General features: G+C 72.1%; 18 protein-coding genes. 8 read left to right on the top strand and 10 right to left on the bottom strand.

Annotated elements, in window-relative coordinates; all coding sequences use genetic code 11:
- Positions 1-12: 12 nt before the first annotated feature.
- A complete protein-coding gene (locus tag ACZ466_RS07275; RefSeq protein ID WP_378283853.1) occupies positions 13-2,187 on the bottom strand; it encodes an ATP-dependent DNA helicase in 2,175 nt (724 codons plus the stop codon).
- 152 nt (positions 2,188-2,339) lie between these two features.
- Here ACZ466_RS07275 and ACZ466_RS07270 point away from each other — a divergent pair, with 152 nt between their 5' ends.
- Together ACZ466_RS07270 and ACZ466_RS07265 are read left to right on the top strand one after the other, a co-directional pair.
- A complete protein-coding gene (locus tag ACZ466_RS07270; protein ID WP_378283852.1) occupies positions 2,340-3,392 on the top strand; it encodes an MCE family protein in 1,053 nt (350 codons plus the stop codon).
- A 5-nt stretch (positions 3,393-3,397) separates the two neighbouring features.
- Positions 3,398-3,895 carry a phosphoribosyltransferase gene (locus tag ACZ466_RS07265; protein WP_378283851.1) on the top strand — a complete coding sequence of 166 codons (498 nt, stop codon included), beginning with the start codon at positions 3,398-3,400 and terminating at the stop codon, positions 3,893-3,895.
- Between the two features lie 21 nt (positions 3,896-3,916).
- Here the strand turns inward: ACZ466_RS07265 and ACZ466_RS07260 are convergent, their stop codons facing one another.
- From ACZ466_RS07260 to ACZ466_RS07250, 3 genes are all read right to left on the bottom strand, one after another.
- Positions 3,917-5,044 carry a hypothetical protein gene (locus ACZ466_RS07260; protein ID WP_378283850.1) on the bottom strand — a complete coding sequence of 376 codons (1,128 nt, stop codon included), beginning with the start codon at positions 5,042-5,044 and terminating at the stop codon, positions 3,917-3,919.
- Positions 5,045-5,187: 143 nt separating this feature from the next.
- Positions 5,188-6,669 carry a helix-turn-helix domain-containing protein gene (locus ACZ466_RS07255; protein WP_378283849.1) on the bottom strand — a complete coding sequence of 494 codons (1,482 nt, stop codon included), beginning with the start codon at positions 6,667-6,669 and terminating at the stop codon, positions 5,188-5,190.
- A 258-nt stretch (positions 6,670-6,927) separates the two neighbouring features.
- Positions 6,928-8,139, bottom strand: coding sequence for a helix-turn-helix domain-containing protein (locus tag ACZ466_RS07250; protein ID WP_378283848.1), 1,212 nt, complete (start codon positions 8,137-8,139; stop codon positions 6,928-6,930).
- 647 nt (positions 8,140-8,786) lie between these two features.
- Here ACZ466_RS07250 and ACZ466_RS07245 point away from each other — a divergent pair.
- Together ACZ466_RS07245 and ACZ466_RS07240 are read left to right on the top strand one after the other, a co-directional pair.
- Entirely contained in the window at positions 8,787-9,410 is a 624-nt protein-coding gene (locus ACZ466_RS07245; protein ID WP_378283847.1) for a hypothetical protein, read from the top strand.
- A 434-nt stretch (positions 9,411-9,844) separates the two neighbouring features.
- On the top strand, positions 9,845-11,770 hold the full coding sequence (locus ACZ466_RS07240; RefSeq protein WP_378283884.1) for a DUF6801 domain-containing protein: 1,926 nt from the start codon (positions 9,845-9,847) through the stop codon (positions 11,768-11,770).
- Between the two features lie 334 nt (positions 11,771-12,104).
- Here ACZ466_RS07240 and ACZ466_RS07235 read toward each other — a convergent pair whose 3' ends face one another.
- The 5 genes from ACZ466_RS07235 to ACZ466_RS07215 all read right to left on the bottom strand — a co-directional run bounded on the left by ACZ466_RS07235 (position 12,105) and on the right by ACZ466_RS07215 (position 16,421).
- Complete coding sequence (locus ACZ466_RS07235) at positions 12,105-12,770, bottom strand: hypothetical protein (RefSeq protein ID WP_378283846.1); 666 nt, start codon at positions 12,768-12,770, stop codon at positions 12,105-12,107.
- A gap of 568 nt (positions 12,771-13,338) precedes the next feature.
- On the bottom strand, positions 13,339-13,914 hold the full coding sequence (locus ACZ466_RS07230; RefSeq protein ID WP_378283844.1) for a hypothetical protein: 576 nt from the start codon (positions 13,912-13,914) through the stop codon (positions 13,339-13,341).
- A gap of 15 nt (positions 13,915-13,929) precedes the next feature.
- Positions 13,930-14,538: a hypothetical protein gene (locus ACZ466_RS07225; protein ID WP_378283843.1), complete on the bottom strand. Its 609-nt coding sequence runs from the start codon at positions 14,536-14,538 to the stop codon at positions 13,930-13,932.
- Positions 14,539-14,594: 56 nt separating this feature from the next.
- Positions 14,595-15,221 carry a hypothetical protein gene (locus ACZ466_RS07220; protein ID WP_378283842.1) on the bottom strand — a complete coding sequence of 209 codons (627 nt, stop codon included), beginning with the start codon at positions 15,219-15,221 and terminating at the stop codon, positions 14,595-14,597.
- A gap of 234 nt (positions 15,222-15,455) precedes the next feature.
- Positions 15,456-16,421 carry an AraC family transcriptional regulator gene (locus ACZ466_RS07215; protein WP_378283841.1) on the bottom strand — a complete coding sequence of 322 codons (966 nt, stop codon included), beginning with the start codon at positions 16,419-16,421 and terminating at the stop codon, positions 15,456-15,458.
- 70 nt (positions 16,422-16,491) lie between these two features.
- Here ACZ466_RS07215 and ACZ466_RS07210 point away from each other — a divergent pair, with 70 nt between their 5' ends.
- The 4 genes from ACZ466_RS07210 to ACZ466_RS07195 all read left to right on the top strand — a co-directional run bounded on the left by ACZ466_RS07210 (position 16,492) and on the right by ACZ466_RS07195 (position 19,480).
- Positions 16,492-17,352 carry an NmrA family NAD(P)-binding protein gene (locus tag ACZ466_RS07210; RefSeq protein WP_378283840.1) on the top strand — a complete coding sequence of 287 codons (861 nt, stop codon included), beginning with the start codon at positions 16,492-16,494 and terminating at the stop codon, positions 17,350-17,352.
- On the top strand, positions 17,349-17,744 hold the full coding sequence (locus ACZ466_RS07205; RefSeq protein WP_378283839.1) for a DUF4440 domain-containing protein: 396 nt from the start codon (positions 17,349-17,351) through the stop codon (positions 17,742-17,744). The genes ACZ466_RS07210 and ACZ466_RS07205 overlap by 4 nt, the downstream gene beginning before the upstream one ends.
- Before the next feature lie 87 nt (positions 17,745-17,831).
- Positions 17,832-18,647 carry a VOC family protein gene (locus ACZ466_RS07200; RefSeq protein WP_378283838.1) on the top strand — a complete coding sequence of 272 codons (816 nt, stop codon included), beginning with the start codon at positions 17,832-17,834 and terminating at the stop codon, positions 18,645-18,647.
- Between the two features lie 284 nt (positions 18,648-18,931).
- A complete protein-coding gene (locus tag ACZ466_RS07195) occupies positions 18,932-19,480 on the top strand; it encodes a Uma2 family endonuclease (RefSeq protein WP_378283837.1) in 549 nt (182 codons plus the stop codon).
- Between the two features lie 5 nt (positions 19,481-19,485).
- Here the strand turns inward: ACZ466_RS07195 and ACZ466_RS07190 are convergent, their stop codons facing one another.
- Positions 19,486-20,550, bottom strand: coding sequence for a methyltransferase domain-containing protein (locus ACZ466_RS07190; RefSeq protein ID WP_378283836.1), 1,065 nt, complete (start codon positions 20,548-20,550; stop codon positions 19,486-19,488).
- Positions 20,551-20,800 lie beyond the last annotated feature (250 nt).

Genomic DNA, 20,800 nt, shown 5'->3' with positions numbered 1-20,800 from the left:
AACGGAAGTGAGTTAGGCGTCGCCGGAGGATGCGGAGGAGGCGGCCGCGTCGAGGCGGCGCAGCGCGTTGCGGACGACCTCGGCGTCCGTCGTCGGCCAGAACGGCGGCAGCGACGCCTTGAGGAAGCTTCCGTAGCGGGCCGTGGCCAGCCGCGGGTCCAGGACGGCGACGACGCCGCGATCGTCCATCGAGCGCAGCAGCCGCCCGGCGCCCTGCGCCAGCAGCAGCGCCGCGTGCGTCGCGGCGACCGCCATGAACCCGTTGCCGCCGCGCGCCGCGACCGCCCGCGAGCGGGCCGAGTTCACCGGGTCGTCCGGGCGCGGGAACGGGATCCGGTCCATGATCACCAGTTGCAGCGACGGGCCCGGGACGTCCACGCCCTGCCACAGCGACAGCGTGCCGAACAGCGAGGTCCGCTCGTCCTCGGCGAACTGCTTGACCAGCAGGGACGTGGAGTCCTCGCCCTGGCACAGCAGCGGGTGGGTGAGATGGTCCTTCAGCTCGTCGGCGGCCTGCCGCGCCGCCCGCATCGAGGAGAACAGCCCGAGCGTGCGGCCGCCCGCGGCCTCGATCAGCTCGGTGATCTCGGTCAGGTAGGCGTCGGCCAGGCCGTCGCGGCCCGGCTGGGGGAGGTGGCGGGCGACGTAGAGGATCCCCGACCTGGGGTGGTCGAACGGCGATCCGGCGTCCAGGCCGGACCAGACGATCTCCTTCTCCCCGTCCTTCTTCCCGTCGTCCTCGGTAGCGGTGCGGGCCAGGCCCTCGGCCGCCGTCTTCGCGTCCCGGGGCGTCCCGTCGCCGGCGTTCCCGGCGGTGTCGAGGGGTGGCAGGCCCCACTGCCGGGCCAGCGGCTCGAACGACCCGCCCAGCGTGAGCGTCGCCGAGGTGAGGATCGCGGTGCGCCGCTCGAACAGCGTCGTGCGCAGCAGCCCGCCCACCCCGATCGGCGCCACGTGCAGCGACGGCGGGCGCTTGGGCCTGCCGTCCTGGACGAACGGCTTCTCCACCCACACCACGTCGAACCGCGCCGAGATCTCCGGCTGGAACGACTCCAGCAGCCGCACCGCCGTGTCGTGCAGGTCCTCCAGGGCCGACCGGGCGGCCTTGCGCGCCGCCATGGTGCCGGCGTCGGAGTCCTTCTTCTCCGGGCCGATCGCGGTCAGGCAGGCGTGCGCGGCGTCCCGCACGACCGCGAGGGTGTTGCCGAGCGCGGGGGACAGCACGTCCATGCGCCCGCCCGGCAGCTCCTCCAGCAGCAGGCCCAGGCCCTCGGCCGACTCCTTGAGCCGGTCGGCTCTACCCATTACGCCGCCCGAACCCACCTCCTCCTCGATCAGCCGTCCGCAGCGGCGGGCCGCGGTCTCGACCGCGGCGGCGCTCAGATCGCCGGTGGCGACCGAGGTGACCCGGTCGACCAGCTCGTGCGCCTCGTCCACGATCACCAGGTCGTGCTCGGGCAGGACCTGGAAGTCCTCCAGCGCGTCGATCGCCAGCAGCGCGTGGTTGGTGACCACCACGTGCGCCTCGCCGGCCTCGGCGCGGGCCAGCTCGGCGAAGCACTCGGTGCCCTGCGGGCAGCGCTGGGCGCCCAGGCACTCCTTGGCGGTCACCGAGACCTGCCGCCACGCCTGCTCGTTCACGCCGGGCACCAGCTCGTCGCGGTCGCCGGTGGTGGTCTCGTCGGCCCACTCGTTGAGCCGCTTGACCTGGCGGCCCAGCGCGGACAGCTGCTGCGGGTCGAACAGCCCGCCGCCCTCGGGCTCCTCCGGGTCGTCCAGCGCGCCGGTCTGCACCTTGTTGAGGCAGAGGTAGTTGCGGCGGCCCTTGAGGATCGCGAACTTCAGCTCCCGGCCCAGCAGCGGCCCGAGCGTCTCGGCCAGGCGCGGCAGGTCGCGGTCGACCAGCTGCCGCTGCAGCGCGATCGTGGCCGTGGACACCACGACCGTGGTGCGCCTGTCGACCGCGTGCCGGATCGCCGGGACCAGGTAGGCCAGCGACTTGCCGGTGCCGGTGCCGGCCTGGGCGGCCAGATGCTCCCCGGCGGCGATGGCGCGCTCGGCGGCCAGCGCCATCTCCACCTGGCCGGGGCGTTCGGCCCCTCCGATGGCCTCGACGGCGGCGGCGAGCAGCGTCGCCGTGTCCGGAATCTGGGTGTCGCTGCCGGTCAGCAGATCAGGGGCGGGCACGTCGCCCAACGCTACCGGTCGCGGGGACCGCGCGCGTCCCGGGTGCGTGAGAGGGATCACGCCGTCACGGGGAGCGGAGTGGGCGCTCCCTCCCCAATAATGCAAGCGGCCGCTTACGGGGCGCGACCGTGAGCAGGCACCCAGGGGGTTCCATGTCCGATGCCGCTCTCTCCGCACGCTCGCGGGCGCTCTACGCCGCCCTCGGCGCGGGCGCCCTGGCCGCCGCCGTGACCACCGCGGCCGTCGCCGCCCTCCCCGGAGACTCCGGCGCCACCCGCTACACCGCCGCCTTCGGCCGCGCCGGGCAGGGCCTGGACGCCCGCTCGGACGTCAAGGTCCGCGGCGTCACCGTCGGCACGGTCGAGTCGGTGGGGCTGGAGCCCGACGGCCGGGTCCGCGTCCGCCTGCGGGTGGAGCGCGGCGTGCGGATCCCGCGCGACGCCAGGGCGCGGATCGACCCGGTGTCGATCTTCGGGCCGAAGGAGATCTCGCTCGACCTCGGCCCCGCGGCCGGGCGCGGCCCGTACCTGGCCGACGGCGGCACCATCACCCGCACCCAGGACCCGGCCGACCCCGCCGACACGGCCCGGCCGCTGTACGACACCGCCCGCGCCATCGACCCCCAGGACATGGCCACGATCGTGCACACCCTCGCGCAGGGCACGGCCGGGCAGGGGCCGGCGCTGCGTCGCACCATCGGCAACGGCTCCCGGGTGATCGACGCGGCACACGCCGACCGGGCCGTCATCAACGGCCTGATCAACGACCTCGGCGGGCTCGGCGGCACCCTGCAGAACCGCGGCGGGGCGCTCGTGGGCACCGCCCGCGACGCCGGGGCGCTGTCGGCGAGCCTCGGGGACCGTCCCGACAAGGTGACCCGGCTCCTCGACCAGGCCGCGCAGGTGTCGTCCCGGGTCGGCGACGACCTCCAGGGGCACGGCGACGACCTGGGGCGGATCGTGGACGGCGCGGGCCGCACCGCGAACGTCGCCGCCGCCCGGAGCGGCGAGCTGCTCATGCTGGTGGACGCGCTCAACGGGTTCTTCGACGGGCTGGCCAGCGTCATGACCGCCGCCGGCCCCGAGGGCACCCGGCCCGCCGTGCTCAAGGGCACGCTCCCGCTGGACGCCTGCGCGATCGTCGCCGATCTCTGCGGCCCGGCCGGATCCGGGGTGCCGAGCAGTCCCGCCGGTCGGCGAAGATAGGGGCCGTGTCTGCCGAAAGAGAAGTCCTGACCTGGGAGATGTTCGGTACGGCCGGTCGCGCGCTGGCCCAGGAGATCGCGGACGACGGCTACCGTCCCGACCTGATCCTGTCCATCGCGCGCGGCGGGCTGTTCGTGGCCGGTTCCCTCGGTTACGCGCTGGACGTCAAGAACCTGCACGTGATGAACGTGGAGTTCTACACCGGCGTGAACGAACGCCTCGACCTGCCGGTGATGCTCCCGCCCGTGCCCAACGCCGTCGACCTGTCGGGCGCCCGCGTCCTGGTCGCCGACGACGTGGCCGACACCGGGGCCACGCTGAAACTGGTCCGGGACTTCTGCGCCGACCACGTGGCCGACGTCCGCTGCGCGGTGATCTACGAGAAGCCGCACTCCGAGGTCAAGTGCGAGTACGTGTGGCGGCACACCGACCGGTGGATCAACTTCCCGTGGTCGACGCTGCCGCCGGTGGTCGAGGGCGAGGACCAGGTCCTGGACGCCTGACCGGCGGCATCGGCGGCGGCGCTAGCCGCGCGGCTGGAGCCGGACGGCGGCCTTGGGACGCAGCGGCAGCCAGACCAGCCGTATCGGGACCGGCGCGGGCTGCGGCGGGACGGTGCGGAGCCGGGCGTCGGTGAGCCGCCGTCCGGCCAGCCACCGCCGCACGTGCGCCGGGACCTCCCGGCGCCGGGACATCCGCGTCCGCGCCAGCAGCAGCGCCACCGACGCCGCCATCGCGGCCAGCCAGCCCGCGTGGATCGCGGCCAGGTCCTCGGCGTCGAAGGACTCCTCGAAACCCGCGCGCAGCACCGCGCCCGGAGTGATCGGCGGCGGGCTCGCCGCGATCTGCGGCGAGGCGACCGGCGGCAGCGCGACCTGCGGGAGCGGGATCCCGGCGACCGCGTTGAACGAGGAGTTGGTCAGCGGCGGCACGTCCGAGGGCAGGTCCGACAGCGAGATCCCGGGCGGCAGCGCCCCGGACGAACTGGTGAGGATCAGCGTGTAGCTCCTGGAGACGGTGACGGCCTTGGACGCCGACACCGACGCCTTGAGCTTGATCGTCCCCGGCCGGGCGTTCGACGGCGCCGTGACGGTGGCCGCCGCCGTGCGGCCCCCGCCGCCGACGCTGCCCATGCCCTGCGCGGACGGGCTCACCGAGGCGCCGCTCGCCGACAGCCGCAGCACCGTGCCGTGGGCCGTGGCCTTCGCGGCGGCCACCTTGACCGTCACCGCGACCGTCCCGCCGGGCTTCACCGTCGAGGACGACGTCGACAGCCACATCGACAGCACCGGGTTGCTCGTCCCGGGGCCGCCTCCCGGCGGTGGGTCCGTCGGCGGGGGCGTCGTGGGCGGGTCCGTCGGAGGATCGGTCGGCGGGTCCGTCGGGGGATCCGTGGGGGGATCCGTCGGAGGGTCCGTCGGAGGGTCGGTCGGGGGGTCCGTGGGCGGGTCGGTCGGCGGGTCGGTCGGAGGATCCGTGGGCGGGTCGGTGGGGGGATCGGTCGGCGGGTCGGTGGCCGTCCCGCCGGTCGGGGACTCGCCGCTCGGACTGGGCTCGGGTTCGGCGATGACCGGTGGCGCCGCGGCCACCGCGAAGACCGCCGCCGCACCGAGCCCGGCCAGCAGGGAGCCGCCCGCCGATCGTGAGCGCACCTGCACGCACCTCCACGCAATCGCCGACCATGTCGTTCAAATGCACCGTGGTTCCGAATAGGCATGGGAGCACGGAACGAATGGTCGAATCAACCCTGACCGAACAGAGTTATTCGCGGATGCGCAATCGCCGTCGGTGGTTATCACCGGGTTCGCATTCTGGCCTCCATGGGCAGCCCGCCGTCCAGGGGTCCGCGGCCCTCGGCGGGCACCCGGCCGTCCGCCGGCACCCGGCCGCCGCGGCCGAGATCGAGCGCGGTCATCGCGATCTCGCGCGGCCCGGTCTCGCGCGGCCCGGTCTCGCGCGGCCCGGTCTCGCGCGGCCCGGTCTCGCGCGGTCCGGCGGCGCGGGGCGCCGCGTCCAGCGGCTCGGCGTCGGGCTCGGCGTCGTGCCTGGAGGCCGCCGGGTCCTGGAGGCCGGGGGCGTCGGCGTCGGCGCGGCGGCGCAGCCACATCGCGCGCAGCACCACCTCGATCGCGAACCGCGAGTCCGGCTCGGTGAGCCGCTCGCCCAGCGTGCCCTCCAGCTTGCGCATCCGGTACCGCACGGTCTGCGGGTGGACGTGCAGCTCCTCGGCGATCTCGGCGGCGGTGCCGCGGGTGGTGAGCCAGGTCCGCAGCGTCTCCAGCAGCCGGTGCCGCTGCCCGGTGTTGAGCGCCGCCATCCCGGCCAGGTTGCGCCGCGCGATCTGGTCGATCAGCGCCGGGTCGTTCAGCAGCCACAGCGTGATCAGGTGGTCCTCGCAGCGGGTCACCGGGCCGTCGTCCAGGATCCCCGAGTCGACCATGGCCAGCGCCTGGCGGGCCCAGCGCAGCGAGTCGGCGCAGCCGCCGGGCGGGACGCTCACGCCGGAGACGGCGCGGCCCTCCGGCAGCGCCTCGGCCAGCATCCGCTGCCGGTCGGCGGTCATCCGCCCCGGCACCAGCAGGTGCGGCTCGGGGTCGGTGAAGTCGGCCAGCACGTCGCGGTCCAGCGCGGTCCGCACCACCCGGGAGCCCGGCGGCACGGCCACCAGCGTCATCTCCTCCGGGACGTCCCACTCGGCCGGCTCGGCCAGCTCCTCGATCGCGCGCCGGGACGCCGCCGGGCGGCGCAGCAGGAGCCGCAGCAGCCGCCGCCGGTGCTCCTCCAGCTCCTCGGCGGGCAGCGCGTCCAGGTAGCCCTTCAGCGCCAGCGAGGCCAGCTCGTCGATGTAGGCGAACAGCGCGTCGGCCAGCTGCGCCATCACGGCCGAGGACAGGTTGCGCTGCGGACCGACCCGCATCACGCGCCGCCAGGCGACCTGCGCGCCGATCCGGAACGCCGCCTGCAGGTTGTCCAGGGTCCGGCCCTCCTGCGCCTCGAAGCGGCCGAGCCTGCGGTAGGTGTCCTCGTGCCGCTCGCGCGGCAGCGACGGGTCGGCGATCTGCTCGACGAAGTGGGCCAGGGCGCGCTCGACGCCGATCTGCAGGGCCTGGACGTAGGGACCCTGGATCGGCCGCCCGTACTCGGGGATCGACCGCCGGATCTCCTCGATGATCTCCGTGGCCAGGCTGGGCAGCTCCGGCCGCATCATGGCGGCCAGATGCCTCGGCAGGGGGGCCGACAGCTTCACCAGCCCGCCCGGTTCGAGCGTACGCGTCATCGGTGCACCTCCGAGAACGCCGAGATCATGGGAGCGTTCCCGCGCCGCCGGCGGGGCCGCCGGCGACTGTGACCTCGGGGTACGGCATGTGACCCGGGAGGAGCGCGCCGAGCGGGGGACCCCTGCGCGCCCCCCGGCAGGAATGTTTGTGAGGTGAAGCACACTGAACGTAGATCAGAAGGGCGTCGTTTTACGGTAAAGAATCGGCAAAACCGCCCTGCGTCATCACCTTGACACAATTGGTGATTCACATCGTCGTCAGCGCAGCGACGGGCTCCGTTCTCTCAGCCGGCCCGCGCGCAGCACCGCTTCCAGCGCAAATCTCGATTCCGGGTCGGTGAGCTGCTCTCCGAAAGCCTCGGTGATCTGCCGGAGCCGGTACCGGACGGTCTGCGGATGCACCTGGAGCCGCTTGGCCGTCTCGACCGCGTTCCCCTGCGTCTCCAGCCACGCGCCCAGCGTCTCGGTGAGCCGCAGCCGCTGCGTGGCGCCCATCCGGGCCAGCACGGCCAGCCGCCGCCGCGCGACCTGGTCCAGCAGCGCGCCGTCGGCCAGCAGCCACAGCTCCAGCAGATGGTCCTCGGCCGCGGTCAGCCCGGCGTCCTCGACGATCCCGGTGTCCACCAGCGCCAGCGTCCGCCGCGCCCAGCGCAGCGAGTCGGCCGCCTCGCCCGGCGGGACGGTCAGCCCGGTCGCCGCCCGCCGCTCCGGCAGCGCCGCCAGCAGCACCGCGCGCCGGTCCGCGTCCAGCGGGCCCGGCAGCACCAGATGCGGCTCGGCGCCGCCGAGGTCGGCCAGCACGTCGTCGCCCAGGGCCGCGCGCACGCACCGCGCCCGTGGCGGCAGCGCCACCGGCGTCACCTCCGCGGGCAGGCTCCACCCGGCCGCGTCCGCGGCCCGCTCCAGCGCCGCCCGGGACGGCCGGGGACGCTCCACCAGCATCCACAGCAGCCGCCGCTGCAACTCGGCGCGCTCATCGTCGGTGCGGGACCGGGCCTCCTCGAACCCCTCCACCGACAGCGAGGCCAGCTCGTCGATGTAGGCGAACAGCGCGTCGGCCAGCTGCGACATCACCGTGGACGACAGCCCGTGCCGGCGGCCGACCTCGGCGACGCGCCGCCAGGCCACCTGGACGCCGGTCCGGTAGGCGGCCTGGAGCGCGTCCAGGCTCCGGCCCCGGTACGCCTCGCTGCGGCCCAGCGCCCGGCACAGCTGGTCCCGGCGGTCGCGCGACTCGTCCGAGCCGGAGATCTGGTCGACGAAGGTGCGCAGCGTCTGCTCCACGCTCGCCCGCAGCTCCAGCCGCGCGCCCGAATCCGGCGGCTCCCCGTACTCGGGAATGGTTCTGCGGATCTCCGACATGATGTCCTCGGCGAGCGAGTCCAATTCCGGCCGCAGAACGGTGGCTATCCGCGGTGGAAGCCGTCCCGGACGCCGATCCCGCCCGGCGGAATCGTGGATGCGCGCCATCGTCGATGCTCCTTCCCGCCACCGCCGGCCGCGCGGCGCCACGGGTGGCGGCGGGGAGCCTCCCGGCTGCGGTAGGGCCATTACGGTCAGCGATATCGCGTGCATTCCACCCGCGGGGCCGGCGCATTCACCGGTCCCCGGGGTGATCTACGACGCGTCAAACGTAACCCAATCGGGCCGGTCGTGCACCGATCCATGGAAGGTTTCCCCGGGGGAGCGCGAATGATCGCACCGAGTGGTCATTGACCAGCGGTGATGATGTGCACGGAGCGTGGCGGGAGACCGCCCGGTCACTCACTTCAAGACAGAACGATCGACGTTTTCATCATCGGGTGACAAGAAATCGAGGGCGCTCAAGATTTTCCGATATCAGCCCTTGTCGGACGCGAAGTCGGCACTTAGTTTACTCATCGGTAGGAGGCGCCGAAGCGGAACGGGGCAGGTTACCAGAAACCTCCGCCCGGTTACCCGGATACGGCGAAAACTCCCCGGCCGATCCTGCCGGCCGATCCTGCCCGGCCGCAGTTTCACATCCAAGGAGCCGCCCAGAGAAGGAGTCTTGCCACCCCGTCCCCGGATCCCACCCCAACGAGTACCGAGTACCGGCACCCACCGGGTACAACCCCCCTCTCGAAAGGGCACATCCAATGCGCAAGTCCATCCGCACGGGACTCATCGCCGGCGCGATCGCCGCCGCCGGAATCGGCCTGACCGCCGCTCCCGCCGCCGCGGCCGACGCGAGCTGGACCGTCACCGGCGCCTCGGGCTACGCCTACGGCTACTCCGACGACACCCAGCTCAGGGTTCCGCGCAGCGGCGCCGTCCTGAAGTGCGTCGACGCCGAGGCCGACGCCACGATCAACAACGGCAGCTACAGCAGTACGGTCGGCACGATCGACAGCACCACCTGGACGACCTGCACCGGCCCGTTCGGGCTGACCTTCAACGTCACCCACGGCGGCACGTGGAACATCAAGGGCGTGCAGCCGACCGCGGACCCGGCCGTCAACGTCGGCTCCATCACCAACATCAGCGCGTCGATCTCCGGCCCGGCCTGCAGCGCGACCTTCACCGGCGGCGTGCCCGGCTACTACCGCAACGCCACCGGCACGCTGTCGGTCGACCCGACCGCTCCCAACCCGGGCAACGTCTCGCTGGTCGCCTCCGGTGTCACCGGTTGCCTCGGCATCATCCAGAACGGCGACACCGCCCAGTTCACCGGCAACTTCGAGATCGACCCCAACACGATCGACCTCACCTACGTCCCCTGACGGCGGTGAACACCGTGTGACCCGGGATCAGTCCCGAACGGCCGCCGCGCGGAGCCAGGCCCGTCCACCGCGCGGCGGCCGCACCCGTTTCCGAGGGCACCGCCCGCCGGTGCTTCCCCTCTGATAGAAATCCGGCGGCGGTTGTCATCGGTTTATAAAGGTGTCGCCGGCGGGCCTCGCGGCGATTGGCTTCCTTGTCGGAGTTGTGCGCCGCCGTCTATGCTACTCGTCCGTAGCAATGACTCTGTGAAACTGTCATCGTCATTTCTTCCGGTGCTGTCGTCGCAGGAAGCGGCCGGTGCAGCCGTGCTCGGGGAGCGAAACACGCGGCCGCCGGCGCGCACCTCCTTTTCTCGTACGGATAGGCGGATATGAAGAACGGCGCGCGTTGGGCATCCCGCAGGTCCGTCCGCACGGCGGGAATCGCCGCGGTGATGGTATTGGCGGGCCTGATCCCGGGGGCCGCCGCGGCCGTCGGCAGCCAGCGGGCGGACGTCTCGCTCAGGTACGCCTGCCAGTTCCCCTCCGGCGCCGAGCAGGTCGCGGTGCGCGTCCAGGGCACCTTCCCCGGATCGGTCGAGCCGCGCTCGCAGATCCGGGTGCAGGGGGTCTCGGTCACGACGACCCTGCCGGAGAAGGCCGTCGCGGGCCTGGGTGAGGGCGCGACGTCCGTCGAGGGCGTCGCCGGCTTGGACGTCCTGGTCACCGAGGGGCGACGGCCCGGCAGCGCGACGTGGCAGGGCCTCACGATCCCCGGTACGAAGGTGCCGGGACAGGGCTCGCTCAGCCTGGAGGCCGCCGGCGCCGTCCCGCCCGCCACGATCGGGACCGAGGGCGACGCGGTGTTCTCGGCGGGGGCCCTCTCCCTCCGGCTGACCCTCAAGGGAGCGGGCGACGGCGCCGCGGCCCCGGCCCCGCTGACGGTGGCGTGCACGCCGAACCTCGGCCAGGACAGCACGCTGGTGACCGTCCCGGTCACCGGGTCGCCGGACGCCGCCGACCCCGCGCCGTCCGCGAGCCCGGGAAGCGGCGGGGCCCCGTCGCGCACCCGCGCGGCCCCGGGCGAGGAGTGCCCGGACCCGATGCCGGAGGGCGGGTACAACGAGAAGTTCGTGCACCTCTTCCCGCCGGTACCGCCCGACCACGTCCACGTGTCCGACCCGATCGCCGGGTGCGCGTTCCTCTCCGGTAAGTCCAACGTGAACAAGCTCAAGGGCGCCAGCCCGATCGCCGGCCGCGCCTCGGTGATCGTGGGGCAGGACCTCTACAACTATCCGGACCCCCCCACCGGTGAGCAGCTCACCCAGGCTCGGCACATCGCGGTGGCCCACCTGGACACGCTGGAGTCGACCTTCCTCACCTTCGGGTTCATGCCGACGACCGCCAAGATGGAGATCACCCAGATCGGCAACATGAACCTGGCCTCGGTCGGCCCGGCGACGGTCTCCACCCGGCCCACCATCACCAACACCTGGGCGGAGGCGACGATCCGCGTCCATGACGTGCGCGTCAACGGCTCGCCCATGGACGTGGGCCCGAACTGCCGGACCGAGAAGCCCGTGTACCTGCCGCTGACAGGCCGGAGCGACAGCGACCCGCCGTACGACGTCGCCCAGGGCGGACGGCTCGTCGGCAGCATCGACATCCCCGGCTTCAGCGGATGCGGCGTCGGCGAGGACCTCGACCGGCTCCTCACCGCGTCCATCTCCGGCAAGGGGAACTACATACAGCTGACCCAGGGGCCGGTGTGCTTCCCCGCGCTCGGGAGCACCCGCATCAACCCCTGTCCCCCGACCCCCGGCTACGGGTACTCCATCAAGCCGGGCGGCGAATGGACCGCCACGTCCGGACCGGTGTCGATCCAGGCGGGCAGGACGGGCAACGCCGTCGTCCAGTGCTCGTCCACCACGATCCGCGGCCGCTTCGAGAGCGGGACGCTGATCCGGCCGGACGCCATGGGCGAGGTGACCGGTGTGACGTTCCGCGGCTGCGAGGGCAACGCGACCTTCGGGGGCGAGGACTTCACCGTGGAGGTCGGCCGCCTGCCCGCGAAGATCACCGACAACCGCGCCGGGATCGACCCGGCGACGGGCGACTTCACCGGCGCCTTCGCCGACTGGTCCTTCCAGGTGTCGTCGGCGTCGTGCAGCTTCGAGATCTCCGCGTCCAACCAGGCGCTGCCGGCGTTCACGCACTCCCGGAGCAAGAACGAGATCTCCGTGCCGGGGCTGGGCTCGGGAATGCAGGTCAGGAACAAGAGCGCCACCTGCGCCAGGTTCGCGGGGCCGCCCCAGTTCGTGGAGCCGATCGTGTACCCGGGGATCCAGCAGGACATCAGGTACGGCCAGACGTTCGAGTGATCCGGCGGGACGGGAGCCCGCGGCCGACGCCCATCGGGGCGTTCCGGCCACGGGCTTCTTTGTGCCGCGGGCGCCTTCGCCGCTGCATACGGGCCCGTGCGTCTCAAGCCCCGGTGACCGAGGTTTGCCGGCGGACCAAGCCCGGACGCTCGAAGCTCGCACGCCCGGACGGCCGCTGCTGGACTGGGCGCGTGAGGCACCGCCCTGAGCTGCCGGGACCGGGGATCGGGCGGCGGGCTCCGCATGGTGAAAAGGTCGGCGCGCACGTCAGAAAGCCCGCCACCCTGGAGGGTGGCGGGCCCCTGCTGTGCGCGGCGCGGGCGCGGGCTCGGAATCAGCCGATCTTGGCGAGTTGCTGGGCCACCGCCGGCGGGACGGTCGGCGTCCCCAGCTTCACCGAGATCGTGTTGTCCGGCCCCGGCACCGTGAGGTTGATCAGCGGCGTCGCCAGGATGCAGTTCTGGAACTCGGGGATCGTGTAGGTGCCCGTCAGCGTGCCGCCCTGCAGGACGTTCCAGTCGTCCCCGGACACCAGGTTGATCGTCGCGGGGGTCTTGGTCTTGCAGTTGTCGCCGACCGGCGTCGGGATGCCGGCGACCTTGAGGTTGGACAGCTTGAGGGTCACCTTCGAGGTGCTGGTGACCTTGCCGGTGTTGAGGTCGATCGTCCCGGTGGTGGGGGCCGCCTCGATGAGGGTGGTCGTCACGCTGACCGGGATGACGCCCCACTGCTTGAACTCGCCCTGGGCCGGGGGCATCACCAGGTTGGCGGTCAGACTGCCCGTGCCCAGGTCGAGGCTCGACTTGAGCGTGCCGGGCCCGAGGTTCAGCGAGGAGTTGGTCGCCTTGATGAAGGTGGTGCCGGTCGCCGGGTAGTCGACCTTGAGGATCGGCTCGGCCTGCGCGGCGGAGGGGACGGCGAGGACGGCGCCGGCGGCCAGCCCGGCGGTCGCGAGCGTCGCGAAGCGGCGGGCCTTGCTGCGAAGGGACGGGCGCACCATGAATTGCCTCCTGGGGCGGGACGGAATTCGGCCGGCACGGGGCGCCCCGGTGTCGTCGCGCCTTGGTGGCGATCGCTTGTGGCGGGCCGCCGACCGGCCGCCCCGGGTGCGGGCACCCGGGTGGAAAGAGAAGATGGTCGGGGTGCGGTCATGCGGGTCACGGCATTTCCGCGAATCGTTTCAACGGACTGAACATTACTTCTGCGCGGAATGGGTGACAAGGCTTGGTGCGGGCAATTTCCCGCGCTCCGGGAAAGCGGCTCCAATCATTGTCATCGCAATATAAGTGCGCGCTTTGCTTTGTGTGTGGATGATAGGTGGAAGCGGAGGTGCGGCGGATCCTCCCTGGTCGGCGGGCGGGCCGGTGGGACGGCGCCGTACTGGCCGCTTTGGGCCGCGGTGGAATCACTGACCGTGAATGCTGCCGCACATTCCGGTGACCGTCGTGAATAACCGAGCCGAGCCGACCGCCGGCGTGGACCGAGAGCTCGCCGGCGACGGTCGGCCAGAGTCGGCTCCTCCGCGTCGACCGAGCGCCGGCCCGCGGTACGGGGCCGGCGGGTGCGGCTCAGAGTGGAGGGTCGACGGTGTAGTCGCCTCGCCATTCCAGCAAGTCGCCGTTGGTGACGAGGCCGAAGCAGCTGACGACGCCGGAGGCGATGAGCGTGACCTTGTCGGGATTGGGCTGCAACGCGGCGAGCGCCATGGCGGCGCCGGCGCTGTCATAAATCCCCGGCGATCCACCGGTCACCGTTATCGAGCAGGAGACACCGCTGAAATGGAGCGAGATCTGGGTGATGGATATGGTGGTGAGGCTGGACGGTGGATATGATGTGAGGGTTTTGTACTTCCATATCCCCGTGGCCTGGGCGTTCAGACTGAAGTTGAGCGAGTCTGTGCAGTTGGTGAAGGCTTCGGTCTCGAGGTTCACGGCATTGAAGGTGGGCCAGCCGACCATCTCGTGCTCCTGGCAGGTGATGATGCGCTGGCGGGTGCGCAGATTCCAGAGCCCCATGTTGGTGGAGAAGAAGGTCACGTAGTCGGCCGCGCGCGGGGCGCTCTGCGCGTGTGCGGGCGGAGCCGTGAGGGCGGTGGCGAGCAGGGCCGCGACCAGGACGAGGCGCCTGACGGTCGATCCGATCATGTCTTCTCTCCCGCGTCAGGGCGTGTGGGTGAGGGTGTACGGCGGGTCGGTCGCGTAGCGCGCCGTCCAGTTGGCGACGCCGCCGTTCTGGATGAGCCCGAGGCAGCCCTGGACGTTGGAGAAGGTGAGTCCGACGCCGTCGGGGTTGGAGCCCGCCGAGTCGAGGGAGAGCGTGCCGTCGGTGTTGTCGTACCGGCCCGGAACCCCGCCGATGATCGTCGCGGTGCAGCCGAGGCCGGAGAGGATGAGGTGGACGCCGGTGATCGAAACGTGGTTCACATCCGGGTCGGCCGTGGGGGCGACGGCGTTGTACCGCCACTGGCCGACGACCGTCACGGCGAACGAGCTGAACGGGAGGCCGCAGTTCGTCAGGGTCTGGTCAGTGATGGAGCCGATGTCCGGGCCGGGGTGGCTCGTCGTGTCGTCCATAGGTCCCGACATCTCGTGATAGGCGCAGGTGAACCTCGCTCCGGAAGCCGGCACCGTCCACGTGAGATCGGACGACCCGTAAGTGACCCATCCGCCGGCACCGCTGACCGTCCATCCGGCCGCGTACGCGGGGGAGGCCGTCAGGGCGACGGCCGCGGCGACTCCCGCCGCCAGTGTGAGCAGGCGCTTGAACATCGGCCGCATCATGCGTGGCGTTCCCTTCGGGACGGGTGAAACGATGTGCCGGGCGGTCAGGGGGTGCTGGAAAGGCCATATACGGGATCAGTCAGATACGCGGCGTCCCACTCCATGGTTCTTCCGTTCGCCAGCATCCCGGTGCACCCCGTGACATCGGAGGCCACGAGCTCGTGGCCGCCGGGGTTGGGCGCGTTCAGATCCATCTCGAGGTAACCCGTGTCGCTGTGGTAGTAGCCCGGTGCCCCGCCCGAGATCGTCGCTTCGCAACCCGGGCCGCTGACCTCGAGTTCGATGGCCGTCACGGAAATGACGCTCACGTCCGGATTCGCGGTCGGCGCCACCGCGTTGTACTCCCAGAAGTTCTCCGATGTCACAGCGAACTGTCCGATGGACGGGTGGAAGCACGTGCCCCAGTCGAAGTTCTCGAGAACGCCGATTCCCGGCCCGGGGTGCCCGGACGTGTCGTTGAGTTCGCTCGCCATGAGCTGCTGGTCGCAGGTGAAGGCGACATTGGTCTGGACGTCCCTCAGGTAGGGCTGGCCACTGGAGGCGTAGAAGACCAGGCCACCGGCCCCGCTGACCGTCCAGGTCGCGGCGTGGGCCGGAGTCGCCGTGAGGGCGACGATCCCGGTGACCGCCGCGGCCGACGTGAGAACGCGTTGACGGAATGACCGCACCATGATCTCTTCTCTCCCGAGGAGTGCCAGGACCGCGCGAGACGGCCCGGGTGCACCGACGGTACGACGCCCGGTTTATACCGACAAGGGAGATTTCTAGAGGTGCTCGAAATTGTTCCGACCGCTCAAGCGCTTATCACCAGCTGCCAAGAACGCGGGCACACGGATGGCAGCTAAATTGCGCGAAGGTGCAACCGGAACCGGATGCCGTGATCCCCGCGGGGTGGTCCCGGCGGTTCATCGGGAAGCCGTCCGGGTGCGGCGGTATTCGCCGGGGGGCGTGCCGAAGTGGCGGCGGAAGGACAGGTGGAAACCGACGGCCGAGCGGTAGCCGACCCGTTCGGGGAGCACCCCCAGCGGCAGCGCGGTCTCGTCCAGGAGCCGGGCCGCCTCGCGCATGCGCCGGCCGTTCAGATGCCGGGCCGGGGCCTCGCCGACGAGGCGGGTGAACGTGGTCGCGAACGCCGACCGCGACATGTTCGCCTCCCGGGCCAGCGACGCGAGCGTCCACGGTTCGGCGAACCTGGTCTGGATCGCCAGCAGGGCCCGGCCGATCCCCGGATGCCGCAGCGCCCGCAGCGCGGGCGAGGTGTCGCCGAGCCTGCCGAGCGCCACCCGCAGCGCCAGCACGAAGACCAGCTCGAAGGCGCGCAGCGCCACCAGCCGGGCGCCGGGCGCGCCGTCCCGTGCCCCGCCGGCGAGCCGGTCGAGGGTCCCGGCCAGCAGCGGCTCGTCGGCCAGCATCTCCCGATCGAGCACCAGGATCTCCGGCAGCGCGCGGTAGAGCGGCGACACGGCGGTCTCGTCGTAGTGCAGCCCGCCGCACAGCAGCTCGGTCGCCGGGCCCGGGCCGTCCACCCGCAACTCCGTGGCCGTTCCGGCCGGGCGGCCTGGGAGCAGCAGGTCGAGCGGGGTGGTGGGACGGCCGGGACGGTCCGCCAACTCGTGCGCGGCGCCGTACGGGAAGACCGCCAGCTCGCCCGCGCGCAGGACGACCGGCTCGGACGGCCCCGGCATCGTGATCGCGCACTCGCCGGAGTGCACGTAGTGCAGGATCGCGTTCCGCTCCTGGTCGCCGCGCAGGCCCCAGGGCGCGTGGACCGTCCACCGGCTGGCGAACACGCCCTCCAGGCGCAGCGGCGCCAGCCACTCGCCCAGCAGGTCGCCCTCCGGGGCGGACGTCTCCCGCACTTCCACCGTCACAGACGATCCTTAATCAAAGCCGGATCTTTGCGTATAGAACGTACAGGAGAAGCAGCGGCAGCCTGAACGCATGAGCGATATCTATCTGGTGATCGGCGCGGGCGGCGCGCAGGGCGGGGCGGTCGCGCGGCGGCTGCTGCGGGACGGGCACCGCGTCCGTGGCCTCGGCCGGAGCGTGCGCGGGCCGTCCGGCGTCGAGTGGGTGCGCGGCGACCTCGCGGACGCCGCAGCCGTACGGGCCGCGTTCGAGGGGGTGACGCGCGCCTCGGTGACGCTTCCCATGGAGTTCGACCCGGCGGCGGTGGCCCGCTTCGTGGACAACATCGTCGCGGCCTCGGCCGATCTGGAACGCCTGGTGTTCAACACCGGCAACCGCGTCCCCGCCGTGCGGACGGGCGTCGCCGCGTTCGAGTCGAAGCGGGCCGCGGCCGAGGCCCTGCTGGCGTGCGGCGTCCCGGCCGTGGTGCTGCGTCCGCCCGTCTACCTGGACAATCTCGCCGCTCCGTGGGCGCGGGAGGCCCTCGCCGGCGGCGTCCTTCCCTATCCGCTGCCCGCGGCCCACCGGGTCGCGTGGCTGGCCCATGACGATCTCGGGGCCCTCACGGCCGCCGCGTTCGACCGCCCTGCCCTGGCCGGAGCGGCGGTGGACATCGGCGGCAAGGAGGCGGTGACGGGACCGGAACTGGCGGCCGCCTTCACCTCCGTCCTCGGCCGGGAGATCCGCTACGTACCCGTGGACCCCGACGCCTTTGAGGAGGGCTTGGTGCCGCTGCTCGGCGCGGAGGCCGCGGCGGGCGTGGCGAGCACGTACCGATGGCTGGCCGCCCCCGAGGCCGCCGGCCTCTACGAAGGCGACCCCGCCAAGCTCGAAGCGCTCTTCGGCGTCGAGCTGACACCGCTGCGCACCTGGATCGGGCGGAACGCCGCGTGAACGCCGTGGACGAGGTCGTGCTGCATCACCGCTTCATCGAGAGCTGGCTGCGCGGCGAGGCGGAACCGTCCGCCGTCGCGTCCTTCCTCGGCAGGCACGCGCCGGACTTCACCTGGTACGACCCGGACGGCGCCGTCAAGACCCTGCCCGACCTGGCGGCCATGATGGAGGCGGCCCACGGCGCGTCCCCGGGCCTCGTCCTGGAGATCCGCGAGCCGCGCGTCCTGCTGGACGAGACGCGCGGCGGCGGCATGGTCGTGGCGGCCTACGAGGAGCACCAGCGGACGCCCGTCTCCTCCGACGCCCGCCGCGCCGTGGCCGTCTTCGCGCCCGCGCCCGGCGCCCGCAACGGCCTGCTCTGGCGCGCCCTGCACGAGGTCTGGATCGTCTGAGACCCGGCTTGGCCCGCGCTTTACGGGCACCGATGAATCCGTGCCTCCGGTCGGGTCACAACCAGGAACGTACAACGAGGAGGTTCCATGGGAGTGACCCCGGCCATCGGCAGCATCCTGCTGGCCAGCAGGGAGCCGGAGCGGCTCCGGGCCTGGTACGAGCGGGCGTTCGGGATCAGGGCCGACGCCGACGGGTTCCTGTCGTTCGGCGAGGTCGGCGTCCTGATCGACGGCCGCGACGACGTGGCGCCCCTGGCCGCCGAACCCGCGCGGATCATCATCAACCTGCACGTCGACGACGCGCGGGCGATCGCGCGCCACCTGGACTCGCTGGCCGTGGCCTGGGTCGCCCCGCTCGAGTACCGGGAGGGGGCGGGCGCCTGGTTCGGGACGGCGCTCGACCCGGACGGCAACCTGCTCCAGATCATCGAGCTGACGCCCGCGTACTGGACCGCCCGCCGCGAACGCGAACGCGCCGCCGGGCGCGCGGCGGCGGGCCCGCTGGCCGACGCCGCCGTCTCCGCCCGGCTGCCCGCCCAGGACCTCGACCGGGCCAGGCGCTTCTACGCCGAGAAGCTCGGTCTCGAACCGGCCGAGACCCGTCCCGGCGGGCTGCGCTACCAGTGCCGGAATGGCTGGTTCTCGGTCTTCCAGTCCGCGGGCGGGCCGTCCGGGACGCACACGCAGATCGCCTGGGAGGTCGACGACATCGAGGAGGTGGTCGCCGAGTTGCGCCGCCGCGGGGTCGAGTTCGAGGACGTGGACGCTCCCGGGCTGCGCACCGTCGACGGGATCGCGCAGGTCAGCGGCAACTACCCGTCGGCGGGCGGGGTCGGTGAACGGGCCGCCTGGTTCCGCGACAGTGAGGGCAACATGCACGGCATAGGCCAGACCATGCGCTGACCCGGGGCCGCCCACCAGAAGCGTCCTGTGCTCCGTCCCCTCCCCCCTCTGGAGAAGGGGGGAGGGGACGGCCGCCGAACCGTCATGCTCGCCTCCCCCCCGAACGTCAACGCCTCACAGCATCAGCCCCCGAGATCGCGCTTCCGTATCACTCCCATCCCAGTACGAACCACCGATCCTTGCGCTAAGTTTCCATCCGGACGCTCTACGTGACCTTGTGGTGGCCGGTGCTGCTCTGTTCGGTACGGCGTCACCACCGCTGCAACCCCACGAGGGGACCTGTGATGACGGCGCCGTTCGACCGGGACGACCTCCGCGAGGTGTTCGCCGCGCTTGAAGTGGCTCCCGGTTTCCGGGCGGAACTGGTAGATGGGGAGATCATTGTTTCGCCGAGCCCGGATGGGCAGCACGAGACGATCGTGGTGGCGGTGGACGACTGGGTGCGGAACGCCCACGGGCTCCGGCTGCATCGCAACTTGACGCTGATCAGCCCGGAGGGGGAGTACGTGCCCGACGGCATCGCGGCGCCCAAAGGGGCGTTCGCGGGGCGTGAGTGGCACAGCAAACCCGAGGGCGTTCTGATGGTGCTGGAAGTCACCTCCAGGGACGGCCGGAGCCTCAAGGGCGCCGAACGCGACCGCGGTCCCAAGCGCCGCGGGTACGCCGCCGCCGACATTCCGCTCTACCTGCTGGTCGACCGGCTGGACGGCAAGGTCACCATCTTCTCCGAGCCTCGCGGAGGCGACTACACCCACAGTTCCTCGGTCGTGGTCGGGGAGGCGCTGGCCATTCCGGCGCCGCTCGAGGGCGTGCTGCCGACGGATGAGTTCTGAGGGGGTCAGCGGGGGCGTAGTTGGGTCAGGTGCGAGTGGGTGCCGGAGACTCTCACTTGTTGTAGGTGGACGGCTGTCAGCCCGTTCTTGAAAGCGGAGGTCAGGGCGCCGGGGTCGGGGATGAGGACGACGGCGATTCCCTTGGGCGCGAGTACGCGGCGCAGTTCCGACCACAGGCGGGCGGGGTCGCGGGCGAGAAGGCCGGACGGGTTCACCTGGGTTCCCCACGGCGGGTTGGAGATGACGCGGTCGATGCTCGCGTCCTTGAGAGGGAGGGCGCCTGCGTCGGCCCGGCGCAGGTCGACCCTGGGTAGGCCCTTGAGCCCCTTGGCGTTGGCGCGTGCGGCCTGGAGAGAGGCTTGTGCGGCGTCGAATCCGCGGTAGCGGGCCGCCGGTTGCAGGTGGGCGGCCTCGATGAGGAGTGTGCCCGCGCCGCAGCACGGATCCAGGACGATGTGGCCCGGGTCGATCTCGGCCAGGTGGGCCATGGCGGCGGCCACGGGCGGGTGCAGCGTGCCGGGGATCGTGTGGCGTTTGTACGCGCGGCGGTGCAGCGGGTGGTCTGCGATGCGCAGCAAGAGGGTGGCGTGGGTGCCGTCAAGGGTGAGCCGCCACCCGCTGTAGGCGGGCGGGGGTGCGCTGCCGTTCCGCCTGGAGTGGTAGGGGACGTTCAGGCGGGAGGCAAGGGCGGACCCGACGGCGTCCTCGGCGTCGTGGCGGTTGTAGTTGCGGCGTCCGAGGAAGGACGCGGACACCTCGACCCCGGTGATGGTCGGTGCGTGCCGCAGGTCGGCCTGGGCCGCCAGGTCGGTGAGCGCTGTGTTCAGGTCGGTCTTGGACGGGCCCGGGTCGGGCATGCGGGCGGCCAGGACGAACACGTCGTCGGCGGTGCGCAGGTCGGTCGCTTCAAGCGCGGAGTGCTGCGCGCTGAAGTGCACCTCGCGATGGCCGAGACGGGTGATCGTGCCGAGCCCGTTGCGGAGGATCTCGGCGGCCAGGGCGGGCTCCAGCCCGCGGACGCACCGCGCCACCAGGCAGGGGGCGGTGGAAAAGGGCGCACGGGTGCGCATGGTGATCGTTCTTCTCCCACGTCGGGACCCGGGACGGCGCCGCGCCGCCCCGCATCGCCGGCGGCGGGGGTTCCTCGCCTCGCCGGCGGATCCTCAACGCAGGAAGAAGAAGGTCATGGCGGGATGCTAGCACCGCTCCGGGCGCCCCGTTCACCGGCCCGATGGGCGGAACGTTCCCGTTCGTGGCCGTCACATCGAGATCGCCCGGTGTTCTCCGCGGCGCTCCGCGTGCTCGCGGAGCATTATGCGC

The organism is Actinomadura rugatobispora, assembly GCF_055379765.1.
This window is presented reverse-complemented; position numbering and strand designations above follow the sequence as displayed.

Coding starts and splice junctions, on each gene's coding strand:
- ACZ466_RS07200 (WP_378283838.1), top strand. CDS start 17,832: ATGGGAGTGACCCCGGCCATCGGCAGCATCCTGCTGGCCAGCAGGGAG.
- ACZ466_RS07235 (WP_378283846.1), bottom strand. CDS start 12,770: ATGGTGCGCCCGTCCCTTCGCAGCAAGGCCCGCCGCTTCGCGACGCTC.
- ACZ466_RS07220 (WP_378283842.1), bottom strand. CDS start 15,221: ATGGTGCGGTCATTCCGTCAACGCGTTCTCACGTCGGCCGCGGCGGTC.
- ACZ466_RS07210 (WP_378283840.1), top strand. CDS start 16,492: ATGAGCGATATCTATCTGGTGATCGGCGCGGGCGGCGCGCAGGGCGGG.
- ACZ466_RS07250 (WP_378283848.1), bottom strand. CDS start 8,139: ATGGCGCGCATCCACGATTCCGCCGGGCGGGATCGGCGTCCGGGACGG.
- ACZ466_RS07225 (WP_378283843.1), bottom strand. CDS start 14,538: ATGTTCAAGCGCCTGCTCACACTGGCGGCGGGAGTCGCCGCGGCCGTC.
- ACZ466_RS07230 (WP_378283844.1), bottom strand. CDS start 13,914: ATGATCGGATCGACCGTCAGGCGCCTCGTCCTGGTCGCGGCCCTGCTC.
- ACZ466_RS07270 (WP_378283852.1), top strand. CDS start 2,340: ATGTCCGATGCCGCTCTCTCCGCACGCTCGCGGGCGCTCTACGCCGCC.
- ACZ466_RS07255 (WP_378283849.1), bottom strand. CDS start 6,669: ATGACGCGTACGCTCGAACCGGGCGGGCTGGTGAAGCTGTCGGCCCCC.
- ACZ466_RS07195 (WP_378283837.1), top strand. CDS start 18,932: ATGACGGCGCCGTTCGACCGGGACGACCTCCGCGAGGTGTTCGCCGCG.
- ACZ466_RS07190 (WP_378283836.1), bottom strand. CDS start 20,550: ATGCGCACCCGTGCGCCCTTTTCCACCGCCCCCTGCCTGGTGGCGCGG.
- ACZ466_RS07240 (WP_378283884.1), top strand. CDS start 9,845: ATGGTATTGGCGGGCCTGATCCCGGGGGCCGCCGCGGCCGTCGGCAGC.
- ACZ466_RS07245 (WP_378283847.1), top strand. CDS start 8,787: ATGCGCAAGTCCATCCGCACGGGACTCATCGCCGGCGCGATCGCCGCC.